This is a genomic window from Microbacterium sp. UMB0228, assembly GCF_002871415.1.
Classification (GTDB): Bacteria; Actinomycetota; Actinomycetes; order Actinomycetales; family Microbacteriaceae; genus Microbacterium.
On record NZ_PNFU01000001.1, the window covers coordinates 362,417 to 377,308 of the forward strand.

Annotated in this window: 11 protein-coding genes; 5 read left to right on the forward strand and 6 right to left on the reverse strand. The window is 73.4% G+C overall.

The features are described 5' to 3' along the window. The first annotated feature begins 16 nt into the window (after positions 1 to 16). From CJ226_RS01860 to nagB, 5 genes are all read left to right on the forward strand, one after another. A complete protein-coding gene (locus tag CJ226_RS01860) occupies positions 17 to 1,234 on the forward strand; it encodes an alanine racemase (RefSeq protein ID WP_102208145.1) in 1,218 nt (405 codons plus the stop codon). After that, positions 1,225 to 4,494: a family 20 glycosylhydrolase gene (locus tag CJ226_RS01865; protein ID WP_102208146.1), complete on the forward strand. Its 3,270-nt coding sequence runs from the start codon at positions 1,225 to 1,227 to the stop codon at positions 4,492 to 4,494. The genes CJ226_RS01860 and CJ226_RS01865 overlap by 10 nt, the downstream gene beginning before the upstream one ends. Before the next feature lie 79 nt (positions 4,495 to 4,573). Next, a complete protein-coding gene (locus CJ226_RS01870; protein ID WP_102208147.1) occupies positions 4,574 to 5,761 on the forward strand; it encodes an ROK family transcriptional regulator in 1,188 nt (395 codons plus the stop codon). A gap of 31 nt (positions 5,762 to 5,792) precedes the next feature. After that, the gene (locus CJ226_RS01875) at positions 5,793 to 6,758 is read left to right on the forward strand and encodes an ROK family protein (protein ID WP_102208148.1); all 966 of its coding nucleotides are present in this window, start codon (positions 5,793 to 5,795) and stop codon (positions 6,756 to 6,758) included. After that, a complete protein-coding gene (gene nagB, locus CJ226_RS01880) occupies positions 6,751 to 7,530 on the forward strand; it encodes a glucosamine-6-phosphate deaminase (protein ID WP_025103796.1) in 780 nt (259 codons plus the stop codon). The genes CJ226_RS01875 and nagB overlap by 8 nt, the downstream gene beginning before the upstream one ends. Positions 7,531 to 7,539: 9 nt before the next feature. Here nagB and CJ226_RS01885 read toward each other — a convergent pair whose 3' ends face one another. The 6 genes from CJ226_RS01885 to CJ226_RS01910 all read right to left on the reverse strand — a co-directional run bounded on the left by CJ226_RS01885 (position 7,540) and on the right by CJ226_RS01910 (position 14,848). Continuing rightward, entirely contained in the window at positions 7,540 to 7,947 is a 408-nt protein-coding gene (locus CJ226_RS01885; RefSeq protein ID WP_102208149.1) for an NUDIX domain-containing protein, read from the reverse strand. After that, complete coding sequence (locus tag CJ226_RS01890; RefSeq protein WP_062635956.1) at positions 7,940 to 9,304, reverse strand: FAD-binding oxidoreductase; 1,365 nt, start codon at positions 9,302 to 9,304, stop codon at positions 7,940 to 7,942. The genes CJ226_RS01885 and CJ226_RS01890 overlap by 8 nt, the downstream gene beginning before the upstream one ends. A 10-nt stretch (positions 9,305 to 9,314) precedes the next feature. After that, positions 9,315 to 9,686: a YrdB family protein gene (locus CJ226_RS01895; protein WP_025103799.1), complete on the reverse strand. Its 372-nt coding sequence runs from the start codon at positions 9,684 to 9,686 to the stop codon at positions 9,315 to 9,317. Positions 9,687 to 9,695: 9 nt separating this feature from the next. After that, on the reverse strand, positions 9,696 to 11,660 hold the full coding sequence (locus CJ226_RS18580; RefSeq protein ID WP_062635958.1) for a sigma-70 family RNA polymerase sigma factor: 1,965 nt from the start codon (positions 11,658 to 11,660) through the stop codon (positions 9,696 to 9,698). Positions 11,661 to 12,167: 507 nt separating this feature from the next. Beyond that, positions 12,168 to 13,340: an N-acetylglucosamine-6-phosphate deacetylase gene (locus CJ226_RS01905; RefSeq protein WP_102208150.1), complete on the reverse strand. Its 1,173-nt coding sequence runs from the start codon at positions 13,338 to 13,340 to the stop codon at positions 12,168 to 12,170. Next, entirely contained in the window at positions 13,337 to 14,848 is a 1,512-nt protein-coding gene (locus tag CJ226_RS01910; RefSeq protein ID WP_102208151.1) for a family 20 glycosylhydrolase, read from the reverse strand. The genes CJ226_RS01905 and CJ226_RS01910 overlap by 4 nt, the downstream gene beginning before the upstream one ends. Positions 14,849 to 14,892 lie beyond the last annotated feature (44 nt).

Here is a 14,892-nt window from a genome sequence, read left to right on the forward strand (position 1 = left end):
CTAGTAGCCTTGTTAGATGCCTCTACAAATTCCGGATCCCGTCCTCGGCGCCTGGGCGAAGGGGTTCCCGGCCCACGCGGCGGGGCTGCGTCTGTCGGAGGTCGGCGCCGCCGGTCTGCGCCTGTCGGACCTCGGCACCCCGGTGCTCACGGTGCATGCCGACGCGATCGCGCACAACGAGGACACGGTGTTCGGCTGGGCCGCCCGCGAGGGCGTCCGCCTCGCCCCCCACGGCAAGACGACCATGGCGCCCGCGCTCTGGCAGCGGCTGCTCGATGCCGGAGCCTGGGGGATCTCGGTCGCCACGCCCTGGCAGGCCCGCGTCGCCGTCGACGCCGGTGTGCCGACGGTGCTCATCGCCAACGGAGTGACGGACGGCGCCGCGGCCCGCGAGCTCGGAGCGATGCTCGCTGCCGACGAGGGCCTGCGGATCCTCTGCGGCGCGGACTCCCTCGCCGGGGTCGCGATCCTCGCCGACGCCCTCGCCGGCGCCCCGCGACCGCTGGACGTGCTCGTGGAGCTCGGCGGCGCGCAGGGCAGGACGGGCGCGCGGACGGTGGCGGAGGGCGAGCGCATCGCCGCGGCGATCGCGGCCGCTCCTGGCCTCCGCCTGGCCGGAGTGACGGGCTACGAGGGGCCCTTCGGTCCCGACCGCTCCGCGGCCTCGGTCGCCGCGGTGGACGGCTTCCTGGCCACGCTCGTCGAACTGCATCACCGACTGGACTACCCCGACGACCTCCGGCCCGTGCTCAGCGCGGGAGGCAGCTCCTTCCCCGATCGCGTCGCCGCGGTCCTCGGCGCCGCGGGAGGGGACGCCGAGGTCGTGCTGCGCTCCGGTGCGTTCCAGATCCACGACGACGGCTTCTACTCCCGCATGTCGCCGTTCGGTCCGCTGACGGACACCGCTCCGCTGCGGTCCGCGATGCACGCGTGGTCGCGAGTGGTCTCCCAGCCCGAACCCGGCCTCGCCCTGCTCGACGCCGGGCGGCGGGACGTGCCGTTCGACATCGACCTCCCGGTGCCGCAGTCGGTCGCCGGCGCCGTGACCGCCCTGAACGACCAGCACGCCTTCCTCCGGCTCGCCGACGGGGCGACCGTCGCGGTCGGCGAGGTCGTGCGGCTGGGTCTCTCTCATCCGTGCACCGCGTTCGACAAATGGCGCGTCGTCGCCGTGATCGACGACCCCGACGCCGAGGACCCCCGGGTGATCGACGCGGTGGCGACATGCTTCTGAGCGCCGAGAAGGCCACCGCCGGCCTGGTGCGCGTCTATCGTCGGGCGACCGTCGTCGACGGCACCGGTGCCCCGCGCTTCGTCGCGGACGTCGCGGTGGAGGGGGCCAGGGTCGTCGCCGTCGTCCGCGACGGCGACGGGGCGACGCTCGAGCTGCTAGAGGGCGCGGTCGAGGTCGACGCGTCCGGCCTCGTCCTGGCGCCCGGTTTCATCGACATGCACGCGCACAGCGACCTCGCGGTGCTCCAGGGCGCCGCGCACGACGCCAAGATCCGGCAGGGGGTCACGACCGAGGTGCTCGGGCAGGACGGCCTGGGCTACGCGCCGCTGGACGAGGCGACCGCCGCCGTCATCCCTGCCCAGATCGCGGGCTGGAACGGGCGGCCGGCGGAGGTCCCGTGGCGGTCGATGGACGACTTCCTGGAGGCGATCGACGCTGCCGCGGTGGCCAACGCCGCGGTTCTGGTGCCGCAGGGCAACCTCCGGATGATGGTGGTCGGACATGACGACCGCCGGGCGACCCCTGCCGAGATCGCGGAGATGGCCGACCTTCTCGGGCAGGCCCTGGACGCGGGGGCCTTCGGCATGTCGAGCGGCCTGACCTACACCCCGGGGATGTACGCCGACACCGCGGAGCTCGAAGCCCTCTGCCGGGTGGTGGCGGAGCGCGGCGGCTACTGGGCGCCGCACACCCGCAGCTACGGGCGGGCGGCGCTGGACGCGTATCGCGAGGCCATCGAGATCGGCCGCCGCACCGGGTGCCCGGTCCATCTCACCCACGCGACCATGAACTTCGCCCCGAACCGCGGTCGCGCCGCCGAGTTGCTGGCGCTCGTCGACGCGGCGACGGCCGACGGCGTCGACGTGACCCTGGACACCTACCCCTATCTCCCGGGGGCGACGACCCTCGCCGCGCTCCTGCCCAGCAGGCTGGCGGCGACCGGCGACCTGCTCGGCGTCCTGGCAGCCCTCGACGCCGAGGGGCGCGAGGCGGTCCGGGTCGAGCTGGAGGAGATCGGCTGCGACGGATTCCACGGCGAGGCGGCGGATTGGTCGGCGATCCAGATCTCCGGGACCGCCCACCCCGATCTGGCCGGGCTCGTCGGCCGGACGATCGCCGACATCGCGGCGGAGACGGGGCAGCGCGCCGTCGACGTCGTGATCGACACGATCCTCGCCGATGCCGGCGCCACGGGCGTGCTCATGCACATCGGCGACGAGGACAACGTCCGCGCCATCATGCGGCACCCGCGGCACTCCGGCGGCAGCGACGGCATCCTGATCGGCGCGCGCCCGCACCCGCGCGGCCGCGGCACGTTCCCCCGTTACCTCGGGCACTACGTCAGGGAGCTGGGGGTGCTGAGCCTCGAGGAAGCGGTGCGTCATCTCTCCGGCAACCCGGCCGCCCGCCTCGGCCTCGACCGCGGCGACGCACCGCGCGGCGTGATCCGCGAGGGCGCCACCGCCGACCTGGTGCTCTTCGATCCCGCGACGATCGCGGCCGGAGCCACCTTCGACGACCCGCACGGCGCGCCGCAGGGCGTGCATGAGGTGCTCGTCGGCGGTGTGCCGGTCGTCATCGACGGCAACCCCACGGGTGCCGTCGCCGGTCGTGCGCTGCGGATGTCTCCGTCCGCGCCGCGGGCGACGGTGCCGCACATCGCCGCAGAGATCGACTCGCTGGCTCCGGGCTTCCGGTGGACGCCCTCGACCCCGATCCTCGGCGCGCCGGAGCTGGCGGCCGCGGTCGCACGGCTCGGCGGCGGGGGAGCGGACGACACCCTGCCCGCGATCCGCCTCGTGATCGACGAAGAGCTGGGCGCCGCCGCCTCCACCGCGGGGCGCCACGGGGCCGAGGCCTTCCGGGTGATCGTGACGGCCTCCGGGATCGAGATCGCGGGGGCGACGCCGGAAGGAGTCTTCCGCGGCGCGACCACGCTCCGGCAGCTCCGCGACCCGGACCACGACCCCGCCCTCCCCGCGATCATCCCGGCCGGGCGCTGGGAGGGCTCTCCCGCCTCCGCCTGGCGCGGTGCGATGCTCGACGTGGCGCGCCACTTCCGCCCTGCGGAGGACGTGCGTCGCCTCATCGACCTGCTCGCCGATCACCACCTCAGCATCCTGCACCTGCACCTGACGGACGATCAGGGCTGGCGCTTCGAGGTACCCGGCTACCCGCGTCTGACCGAGGTCGGCGCGCGGCGTGCGGCCACCCAACGCGGTCACGGACCGGAGGCCACGGTCGAGCCCGGCGTGCACGAGGGCTTCTACACCTCCGTCGAGCTGCGCGACCTCGTGCGGTACGCGGAGGAGCGCTTCGTGACGCTCGTGCCCGAGGTCGAGCTGCCGGGACACATCCAGGCCGCGCTCGCCGCCTATCCGGAGCTCGGCAATCTCGACATCGGGACGCCGCCCACCGGGCCGTGGGAGCGCTTCGGCGTGAACGCCCGCACCCTCGCGCCGACCCCGGAGGCGCTGGCCTTCGGCCGTGCCGCCATCGACGCGCTGTGCGACGTGTTCCCGTCCCCGTGGATCGGGATCGGCGGGGACGAGGTCCCGGTGACCGAGTGGGCGGAGAGCGCGGCCGCTGCCGCGCGCATGCAGGAGCTCGGGCTGGCCACGGCGCACGACGTGCAGCCGTGGTTCACGGCGCAGTTCGTCGACCACGTCCGCCGCCGCGGTCGGACCGCGCTGGCCTGGGACGAGGTGCTGGAAGGCGAGGTGCCCGAGGGCGTCCGCATCCTCGCCTGGCGCGGACCGGTCGCGATGCGCGAGGCGCTGCGCCGGGGGATCCCGGTCGTGGGGTGTCCGGATCTCGAGGTCTACCTCGACTACCCGCAGTCGGAATCGACCGAGGAGCCCATCCGCGTCGGTCCGCCGCTGACCATCGAGCGCGCGTACTCCTTCCAGGTCGTCGAGGGGGCGGTCGGCGGGCAGGCGAACGTGTGGACGGAGCACCTGCCGAGCAGGGACCGGGTCGACTTCGCGATGTTCCCGCGTCTCGCCGCGATCGCGGAGCGGCTCTGGGACGGGGGAGAGCCCGCCCCGTTCGCCGACTTCGCGCGGCGGCTGCCCACGCACCTGCGGCGCCTCGCCGCGGCGGGGGTGGGGTATCGTCCGCTGGACGGTCCGTCGCCCGAGCAGCGGCGCCCGGGGGTCCCCGGCAAGCCCATGACCGTGGAGACGCGGGAGGCGATCGTCGCCGGCCTCGTCGAGCGCCTGCTCCGCCGAGCCGCTGACGAGGATCCGCGGTCGGCATGATGTCACGTTTCGGTAACCCTGCCCGCGGAATCGCGCGGTACAGTTGCACAATTCCTGTTCGTAAGGTCTACTAACAAACATGTCCGTTTCGGATGATCAGCGCCCCGCGGCGACGACAGACTTCGTCGCCGCGAACGCGCACGCCTTCGGCCCCGCGCGGCATCTCCGTTCGCGCACCAAGGTGCTCCCCGAGCACGCGCGCGGTCACAACCGCGCCCTCGTGCTGCAGACGCTCTATCACTCGGGGGCGATGAGCCGCGCCGACCTCTCCCGCGAGACCGGCCTCACGCGCGTCACGATCTCCGACCTCGTCGCGGAGTTCATCGCCGACGGCATCGTCGTCGAGATCGGCGTCCGCGAGGCGGTGGGCCCCGGTAAGCCGCCGATCCTCATCGACATCGACCGCGTGGGGCATCAGATCATCGGACTCGACCTGTCCGGTCCGACCGCCTTCGAGGGCGCCGTGCTCAGCCTCGACGGCGACGTGCTGGAGCGGCGTCAGGTTCCGCGTCCCGCGACGCCCGACGGCGATGCCGCCTACGACGCCCTCCGCGGCCTCGCGCAGACCCTCGTCGAGATCGCCACGCAGCCGGTGCTCGGCGTCGGCATCGGCACCCCGGGTGTCGTGCGCCCGGACGGCCTCGTCCTCAGCTCGCCCAACCTCGGCTGGACCGACTTCCCGTTGGAGGCCAAGCTCAGCGCCGAGCTCGACCTCCCCGTGCTGGCGCGCAACGACGCCAACGCCGCCGTGCTCGCGGAGTACACGTTCGGCGAGGCGGAAGCCGACTTCATGCTGATCAAGATCGGCCGCGGCGTGGGTGCCGGGCTCATCACCGGCAGCCAGCCGCTCCTCGGCAGCCGTTTCGCGGCGGGGGAGATCGGTCACGTCGTCGTCGGCACGGACGGCGGCCCGCGCTGCGCGTGCGGCAAGATCGGCTGCCTGGAGGCCTGGCTGAGCGTGAGCCGCATGCATGAGGCGCTCGACGCCGACCCGGCCGCGCGCGAGGAGATCCTCCGCGACTCCGGAACCCGCATGGCGATCGCGATCGCCCCGATCGTCGCCGCCCTCGATCTGTCCGAGGTCGTGCTCTCCGGACCCGCCGAGCTGCTGGACGGCACGCTCATCGACGCCGCCGTCGAGACGCTCCACGCCCGCACGCTCGAGGGCGTCTTCGAGGACGTCATGGTGCGGCTCACCCGCCAGGACGACATCGTGCTCCGGGGCGCCGCGGTGATGGTGCTCTCCGGGCAGCTGGGGGTGTCGTGACCTCCGCGACCATGACCGGGAACGGCATCCGATGATCGTCCCCGCCTCCGCCGACCGCGCCGGTCGGCCCCTTCGCGTGGGCCTCGACGTGGGCGGCACGAAGATCGACGCCGTCGCCGTCGACCCGGCGGGGACGATCCTCGCCCGCCTCCGCCGCCCGACCGGGTGGGGAGAGGACGCCGTCGTCGACAGCATCGTCTCGACCGTCGCCGCGCTCGCCGAGGAGAGCGGGCTGCCGCTGTCCGCCGTCGGATCCGCCGGCATCGGCATCCCCGGCCTCGTGGAGGCGGAGACCGGGCGTGTGCTGCACGCCGTGAACCTCGGCGTGGAATCCCTCGACCTCGCGGCGCGCGCCGAGCAGGCGCTGGGCGTCCCGTTCCGGGTGGAGAACGACGTGAAGGCGGCCGCGCTCGGCGCCGCCGTCCTGAGCGACGTCGCCGGATCGATGGCCTACCTGAACCTGGGCACCGGCGTCGCGGCCGGCATCGTCGTCGACGGCCGCATCTGGCGCGGGGCGCGGGGGACCGCGGGCGAGGTCGGGCACCTCTCCGTCGACCCCCGCGGGCGTCTGTGCGGCTGCGGACAGCGCGGCTGCGTGGAGACGTTCTGCGGCGGCGGGGCGCTGGCCAAGGCCTGGGGACGCCCCGGCGCGCTCCCGGTCAAGGACATCGTGGAGGCAGCCGACGCGGGCGATCCGCACGCCCTCGCCCTGCAGGCGGACCTGTTCTTCGGGGCCGCGGCGGCCGTGCGCGTGCTCGTGCTCTCGGCCGACGTCGAGACGGTGGTCATCGGCGGCGGTCTCACCGCGCTCGGTGGCCGGCTCGCGGACGGGATCCGCGCGGCCCTGCACGCGGGCGCGCAGGCGTCACCGTTCCTGAAGTCCCTGCGGCTGGATGAGAGAATCGAACTGCTCCCCGCGGGTTCCCCCGCCGCCGCTTTCGGCGCCGCTCTGGTGGGCGCATCCATTTCTGAGAAGGAGATCGTTCCGCATGGCTGAGGTCGTCATCGTCGAGAATGCCGAGGCCGCCGGCGCCCTGGTCGCCACCGAGATCGTCGAGCTCATCGACCGCCGCCCCGACGCGGTGCTCGGACTCGCGACCGGATCCACGCCGCTGCCGGTGTACCAGGCTCTCCGCAGCCGCCTCGCGGGCCGGGACGTCTCCCAGGTGCGGGGCTTCGCGCTCGACGAGTACGTCGGGATCGACCCCTCCCACCCGGAGAGCTACCGCTCGGTCATCACCCGCGAGGTGGTGGAGCCGCTGGGCCTCGACCCGGAGCGCATCCACGTGCCGAACGGCGCGGAGGCGACCATCCAGCACGCGGGTGAGGACTACGACGCGGCCATCGCCGCGGCCGGCGGGGTCGACCTGCAGATCCTCGGCATCGGCACCGACGGGCACATCGGGTTCAACGAGCCCGGCTCCTCCTTCGCCTCCCGCACCCGGGTGAAGACCCTGACGGAGCAGACCCGGGAGGACAACGCCCGGTTCTTCGACTCGATCGACGACGTCCCGATGCACTGCATCACGCAGGGGCTGGGGACCATCCTGGAAGCGCGTCACCTCGTGCTGCTGGCGTTCGGCGCGGGCAAGGCCGAGGCCGTGGCCGGTGCGGTCGAGGGGCCGCTCACCGCGCTGCTGCCGGGTTCGGCCATCCAGCTGCACCCGCACGCGACCATCGTCGTCGACGAGGCCGCCGCGTCGAAGCTGCAGCTCGCCGACTACTACCGCTACACGTTCGCGAACAAGCCGGCCTGGCAGGGCATCTGATCCGAGGCGCTAGCGCGCTCCGGCCGGCCACGCGAGCGGCAGCAGATGCTCGACGCTCAGCGGGGCCAGCGGGAGCGCCGCGGCGTCCTCCGGGGTGATCCAGCGCAGCTCGGCGAGCTCGGCCTGCACGCGGACCCCGCCGGGATCGACCGAGGCCGAGAACGCGTCGGCCACCACGCGGTGCCCCGGCTCGTTGGCGGCCGCCGACACGAAGCGCCCCAGGGGCCGGAGGTCGGCCTCCGTGAGCTCGAGCCCGAGCTCTTCGTGCAGCTCGCGGATGAGGGTCTCGACGGGGGATTCGCCCGGCTCCGGCTTGCCCCCGGGCTGCATGAAGCGGGTGGTGCCGTGCTTGCGGACGACGAGGACCCGCCCCTCCGCATCGACGATCACAGCCGCGCTCACGTGGATGTCAGGCATCGGGAGAGAAGACCTTTCCGGGGTTGAGGATGCCGAGGGGGTCGAACACCGCGGCGATGTCGCGCTGGAGGCGCCATTGGTCGTCGCCGAGCTCGTCAGCCAGCCAGCGCCGTTTGAGGACGCCGATGCCGTGCTCGCCGGTGAGGGTGCCGCCCAGCCGGATCGCGGCGCGGAAGAGCTCGTCGGCCGCCGCCCACACCTGCGGCGGGGTCTCCGGACCCTCGAAGATGAAGTTCGGGTGCAGGTTGCCGTCGCCGGCGTGGGCCACGGTCGGGATCACCATGTCGAACTGGCGCTCGATCCGGGCGATCTCGTCGAACATCGCGGGCATGGCGCTCCGCGGCACCGAGACGTCCTCAATGAGGGTGGTTCCCAGCGACGCCATCGCGGCGTGCATGGACCGCCGGATCGCGAGCAGGCGATCGCCCTCGACGGGGTCGTGCGAGACCACGGGGACGCCCTCGTGGGCGCTCAGGATCGCGGCGATGGCGTGCGCCTCCGCACGCGCGGCCGGGCCGTCGGTCTGAATCGTCAGCTGTGCGGCGCCCGGGGTCGGCGCGGGGAGGGCGAGCAGGGCGTGGACGGCGGCGAGGCTCGCGGCATCCATGAGCTCCATGATCGCGGGCTGGATCCCCGCGGCGGTGACGGCCGCGGAGCCTGCGGCCGCCGCCCGGACGCCGGGGAAGGTCGCCGTCACGGTGCAGGTCTCGCCCGGCACCAGGCGGCGCAGCTTGAGTGTGGCCCCGACGACGACGCCGAGCGTTCCCTCCGACCCCACGACGAGGGCGGTGAGGTCGAGCCCGGTCACGCCCTTCACGCTGCGGTGCCCGAGGTGGAGCAGGCGTCCGTCGGCGAGGACGAGATCGACGCCGAGGACCGCATCGCGGACGACGCCGTATTTCGCGCAGAGCAGTCCGCCGGCTCCGGTCGCGATGTTGCCGCCGACGGTGGAGATGTCGCGACTGGCGGGGTCGGGCGGCCACCAGAGTCCCTGGGCCGCCAGGTGCGCGTTGAGGTCGGCATTGAGGATGCCGGGCTCGACCACGGCGAGGAGGTCGTCCGGCCGCACCTCGAGGACGGCGTCCATCCGGCGGAGGGAGAGGACGATCTCCCCCTCACCGGCGTTGGCGGCCCCGGCGAGCCCGGTCCCGGCACCGCGAACGACCACGGGCGTGCGCGTGGCCGTGGCGATGCGCAGGGTCTGCTGCACGTCGTCCACGCTCTCGGCATGGATGACGGCCAGGGGGAGGCCCACCGCGGCATGACCGGAGCGGTCGGCTCTGGCCTCGCGCCGCGCCTGCTCGCTGACGTCCACGCGCGCCCCGAGGGCGTCGCGGAGCAGCGAGACGACGCTCACGACCGTGCGCTCATGCCAGAGCGCGGCGTCCGCTGAGGACTCCGGCGACGACGGCCACCAGCGCGAAGGCCGTGCCGATGAGGGCCTGGCCCATGGACCACCACGCGATGGTCACGCCGACGTAGATGAAGAGCTCGACGACCGCGCGGAGGAAGGGGTGCACGCGGAGCACCGGGCGCGGGGAGAGGAACAGCGCCCACAGCAGGAGGGCGACGACGGGGGCGCCGACGCCGATCACGATGTTCCACGGCAGGTCCCAGCTCGCGAACCCCCACAGGGCGAGCGAGGCGATCGCCGCGATGAGGACGACGACGCGCACGATGTCGAGGGCCGTGAGGGCCGGACGGTCGACGCCGGCGACAGGGGCGGAATCCGGGGTCATGCGTCCAGTCTATTCTGCGACCGGAGCGTCCTCGGCCGGGGTCGGGGCCTCCTCGACGAGCGCGCCCGCGCTCGGAGCGGGCGTGGCCGGGGCCGCCTCAGGTGCCGGGGCGGGGTCCGTCGGCTCGGTCTCAGCCGGGGTGGCCTCGACGATCGTGGTGGTCTCGTCGGCCGGGGCCGCGGACTCCTCGGCGGCGGCCGTCGGTGCCTCGATCGAAGCGGGCTCCTCGACGACCGCCGTCTGCTCGACAGGAGCGGTGGCCACCGTGCGCTCGTCCGCGCCTGCGGCCTCGGGCTGCAGGTCGTAGAGCGTGGTGACGGTCGACGGACCGACCTCGTCACCCGGGAAGAGATAGCGGAACGTCACCGGCACGAGGGGGGCGATGAGGACCTCGAAGTGCGACGGGCGGAGCTCGATGGTGGCCGTGCCGTCCTCGCCCAGGACGACGCGGGGGCCGTCCTCATCATCTCCGAGGAGTGCCTGCACGATGAGCCCTGGCGTGCCCGCCACCGGCACGAGGTAATGCCAGTGCAGATCCTCGTCGAGCCAGAAATCCGCTGCGCTCCACGTGGGCGGCTCCGTCGGGAGCGGGGGGACCTCGGTCTCCGGCGAGGGGGACTCGGGCTCCGGCGCGGCGCCAGGACCGGCGGGAGCGGCCGGTGGCTGCGGGGCCTCGGGCAGCGCGGGCACCGCCACGGGGGCGGCAGGAGCCGCATCGGGTCCGGCCTCCGAAGACACCGGCGGGGCCGTCTCCTCCTCGGCGGGGGGAGACGGCGGCTGCGTGGCATCCGGCGTCTCGATGACCACGGGCTCGTCGAGGTCGAGCGAGGAGTCCGGGGCGATGTCGGTCGCGATCGACGACGGATCGGTGTCTGAGGCGCTCGGCAGAGAGGTCGCGGGATTCGCGCCCGCGAGCCCGGGGACGATGGCCGCCGCGGCGACGACTCCGGCCACCACGAGGGCCGCCGACCCGGCGCCGACGACGGCGCCCATGCCCGTGAAGACGCCGCCCGTGCTCGCGCCCGTGCCCGCACCGCCGGCGGAGCCGGCTCCCGAACCCGCGGCGCCGGCACCGGAGGTGGCCGCCGCGGCGTGTCCGATACCGCCGTCGCCGACGAACACCGCGCCCGGGATGGTGGACGCCGCGCCCGCCACCGCCAGGACCGGCGCACCGCCCTGGAGGGCGGCGAGGTACCCGGAGGCGCCGGTGGCGCCGAGGACGAGCGGGAGCAGCACGAGGGCGAGGCGCTTGGAGACGTCCTTGGCCTCGGCGGCGACGATCATGCAGCGCGCGCACTCGTCGAGGTGCAGCTCCAGGCGACGGTGGTCGCGGGTGGCGAGGTTGCCGCGCGAATAGGCGCCGAGATGCTCGATCGTCCACTGGCACTCGGAACCGGGGCTCGCGCTTCGCAGGTGCGCCTGGATCCACGCCTCGCGGAGCCCTTCGCGGGCGCGGAAGGCGAGCTGCGACACCGCGCCGGCCTTCATGCCGAGGAGCGGAGCCACCTCCTGGGGCTTCATCTGCTCGATCTCGGTGTACCAGAGCACTTCCTGCCACCGCGAGGGGAGGCTGCGGAACGCCTGAGCGGTGAGGCTGCGGTCGAGCGCCTCGTTCGTGGCGTGCTCGGTGCTGTCCGGGTCGGCGACCGTGTCGAGCTCGTCGATCGCGGTCTCGCGGCGCGCGCGTCCCCAGGCGGCCGCGGTGTTGCGGATGCTCGTGAAGAGGTACGCGCGGAACGAGCCGTTGGGGCCGCCGCCCTTGAGGATCGCCTGGTAGATGCGGGTGTAGGACTCCTGCACCAGGTCGTCCGGATCGATGGACGAGGTCACCGACCGTGCGACCGCCATCCCGGAGGGGTAGTGCCGCCTCCAGAGTTCGCCGAACGCCCCCTTGTCGCCGGAGCGGACGCGGAGGATCAGGTCGGCATCGCCGATGGTGTCGTCTGGTGTGGTGTTCTCTCGGTGCACGGTCATCCATCTGGTCCCGGGGCACACAACCGTCCCCAGGAGGAGAGACGCGAGAAGGCGTCTTTCATTACGCGGTCCCTCCATTGTCTCGCGAAATCGGCATGCTGGCCAGCCCCGGGACGGACTCGAAGCAGATGCTCGGGGACGCCTCGGCGCCCCGGCGGTGATGCCCGGGAAGAACTTTCTGAACTTTTTTCGGAGAACCGCGTAATGAACCGGGCCGGCCCTCGTCTCATCCCGTAGAGACAGCCGAAATGGACTCCACCGGGGGGCGGAGTTCCGGCGCTGGTGCGGGGGGTACTGCACCAGTGGGCGGGTCGGGATCCTCGGGGGAGGAGCTCCCGGCCCCGCCCGCTCGAGCGGGAGGGAATGGGCCGCCGATCTGGGGAGAACGGCGGCCCACCACTCCCACACCTGCGAGACGCACGTCACCGATCTGGGGAGTCCGGTGACACCGTCTTGTCCGATCGACCGGAGACCGCAGTGCTGCGCGTCGCGCGGAGCGCTGTCGTCCTAGGCGGGCAGCGCCGGTCCCGTCCAGACCCGCGCGACGCGCAGCTCCGCGTCCAGGAGCACCGCATCGCCGAGCAGGCCGGGGCGCAGCGCGCCGAGGTGGGCGTCACGTCCGATCGCGCGGGCCGGGGTCTCCGTGAGCGCCCGCACGACCTCCGGCAGCGGCACGCCCGCCGCCACCGCCCGCTGCAGCGCGACGTCCTGGGTCAGGGTGGAGCCGGCGATAGAGCCGGTGTCGTCGGCGCGGGCCACGCCGTTCTCGACGGTGACCTTGACCGCACCGAGGTCGTACGTGCCGTCGGCGCTCCCGGCCGCGGCCATGGCGTCGGTGATGAGCGCCACGCGCTGCGGCGCCGCGTCGAACACGAGCTTGACGACGTGCGGGTCGAGGTGCACGTCGTCGGCGATCGCCTCCAGGATCACCCGGTGGTCGGCGGCCGCAGCCAGCACCGGACCGGGGGCGCGGTGGTGGATGCCGGGCATCGCGTTGAAGGCGTGGGTCAGCAGCGAGGCGCCGGCCTCGAAGGCGGCGACGGCCATCGCGGCGTCGGCGTCGGTGTGCCCCACCGCGGCCGCGGCACCCGCCGCGACGATCTGACGGACGGCGTCGATCCCGCCGGGGAGTTCCGGCGCGATGGTGACCTGACGGACGGTGCCTTCTCCGGCATCCAGCAGACGGGCCACGTCGGCCGGGACGGGGTGCCGCAGCAGCGAGGGCTCATGGGCGCCGTGGTGCCCGGGGTCGAGGAACGGGCCCTCCAGGTGCGAGCCGAGGACGTCGGGGTCGGTCCTGGTCAGGGCAGCGATCAGGCCGACGCTGCGGGCGAGGTCGTCGATCGTGCCCGTGACGAGCGAGATGACGGCCCTGGTGGTGCCGTGCTCGCGGTGCAGATCCCGCCCGGTCCGGATGGCGTCCACACCGTCGTCGTACGCCGCACCCGCTCCGCCGTGACCGTGGATGTCGACGAAGCCCGGCGTGAGCAGCGCGCCCGCGCCCGCCACGGCGGTCGCGTCCACGACCTCCGTCGCGGGCTCCCAGTCCGTTCCGGAGCCGCGGGACGCCACGACGCCGTCCTCGATGCGCACCCAGCCGTCCTCGACGATCTCCCCGTGATCGACGAGGCGGGCGGAGTGGATGACGAGGGAACCGGTCGCGGAGGAGAGGGTCTTCAACGGGCGCTCCAGGGGATCTCGGGGGCGGGGTGGAAATCGACCCCCTCAGCCTTCCACAGCGGCGCGAGGGTGCCGACCCGGGCGCGGAAGGACTCCCACGTGCGGCCCACGCCCTCGCGCGGCGACCAGGCGATCTCGGCCTGCGCGGCGGCACGGGGGAACACGAGCTGCTCCACCTCGTCGAGCGTGCGGGTGGTCTCGGACCACAGCGGCGCCTCGATCCCCAGGATCGCCTCGTCCGGCACGTCAAGGACGGCGGTCGGCTCCCACTCGTACGCGCGGCGGACGTCGATGATGGCGGCCCAGGTGAGTCCGAGCGGGAACTCGGCCGTGTACTTCATATCGAGATAGGTCGCATCCGCCGCCGACATGATGAGGGCTCCGCCGCGCTCGACGAAGTGCGCGGCCTCCTCGGCATGCGTGCCCGTCGGCGTCGTCATGCCCCAGTACTGCCCGATCGTGCCGCGGGCGATGCCGGCCGCCGACCCCATCTCGTGCCACGCGACCGGGGTCTTGCCCTCCTCGACGACGATCGCCGTCGCGCGCTCCGCGAAGAGGTCGAAGTCGGCCTGGGGTGTGCCGAGGGACTCGTCGCCGCCGATGTGGATGTAGGGCCCCGGGGTCATCTCGGCGAGCTCGCGGACGACGTCGCGGACGAACCGGTACGTCTCCTCCTCGTGGATGCGCACACTGGAGTGCCCGACGCCCCAGCCCAGGTAGGGCTCTCCGGCCACAGGGAGCGGCTGGCCGAGCTGCTCGGACTGGGCGACCAGCGCGTCGTTCAGCACCGGGGCCTCGACCAGCTCCGGGTAGGCCACGCCGATCGCGTGGGTGTGGCCGGGGAGGTCGACCTCGGGGATCACGATCATGTGGCGCGCCGCCGCGTATGCCACGATCTCGCGGTAGTCGTCCTTGGTGTAGAAGCCGCCGGGGGCGCCGTCGGCCGCGGTGGCGGCGGCGCGCTCGGTGAGCAGCGGCCAGGAGTCGATGTGCACGCGCCAGCCCTGGTCGTCGGTGAGGTGCAGGTGCAGGTGGTTGAACTTCAGTGCGCTGGTGCTGTCGATGAGCCGCTTCACGTCGTCGACGCCGAAGAAGTGCCGCGCTACGTCGAGCATCACGCCGCGGCGGGCGAAGCGCGGGGCGTCGGCGATGTCGGCGCGGAGCAGCGCCCAGCCGGCGTCGTCCTCCCGGAGCAGCTGCAGCAGCGTCTGGACCCCGTAGAAGAGCCCCGCCTCATCGGCGCCGATGAGGATGGCGCGGTCGCCGACCTCGAGCGTGTAGCCCTCCGGCGCGGAGGAGGCCGCGTCGACGAACAGCTCGATCTCGGCGGGGCCGGAGTCCACCGCGGTGAGGCGGAGGCCGGTGCGGCGTTCGACGGCGTCGATCAGCTGTCCGGCGGCGGGGGAGGTGCCGAGCACGCGCGTCGTCGCGGCGAGCGGCAGACGTCCCTCCCTGGCCTTCGCGGACACCGGAGCAGGGACGAGGGGCAGATCAAGAGGTAGGACCATGAACAAAACCTAGCCGTCGAAACGCCGCAAGGGAACAGGGGGAT

What these genes read in the sequence shown, in the direction of transcription:
- CJ226_RS01860 (WP_102208145.1), top strand. Translation starts at nt 17, where the DNA reads ATGCCTCTACAAATTCCGGATCCCGTCCTCGGCGCCTGGGCGAAGGGG.
- CJ226_RS01865 (WP_102208146.1), top strand. Translation starts at nt 1,225, where the DNA reads ATGCTTCTGAGCGCCGAGAAGGCCACCGCCGGCCTGGTGCGCGTCTAT.
- CJ226_RS01870 (WP_102208147.1), top strand. Translation starts at nt 4,574, where the DNA reads ATGTCCGTTTCGGATGATCAGCGCCCCGCGGCGACGACAGACTTCGTC.
- CJ226_RS01875 (WP_102208148.1), top strand. Translation starts at nt 5,793, where the DNA reads ATGATCGTCCCCGCCTCCGCCGACCGCGCCGGTCGGCCCCTTCGCGTG.
- nagB (WP_025103796.1), top strand. Translation starts at nt 6,751, where the DNA reads ATGGCTGAGGTCGTCATCGTCGAGAATGCCGAGGCCGCCGGCGCCCTG.
- CJ226_RS01885 (WP_102208149.1), bottom strand. Translation starts at nt 7,947, where the DNA reads ATGCCTGACATCCACGTGAGCGCGGCTGTGATCGTCGATGCGGAGGGG.
- CJ226_RS01895 (WP_025103799.1), bottom strand. Translation starts at nt 9,686, where the DNA reads ATGACCCCGGATTCCGCCCCTGTCGCCGGCGTCGACCGTCCGGCCCTC.
- CJ226_RS18580 (WP_062635958.1), bottom strand. Translation starts at nt 11,660, where the DNA reads ATGACCGTGCACCGAGAGAACACCACACCAGACGACACCATCGGCGAT.
- CJ226_RS01910 (WP_102208151.1), bottom strand. Translation starts at nt 14,848, where the DNA reads ATGGTCCTACCTCTTGATCTGCCCCTCGTCCCTGCTCCGGTGTCCGCG.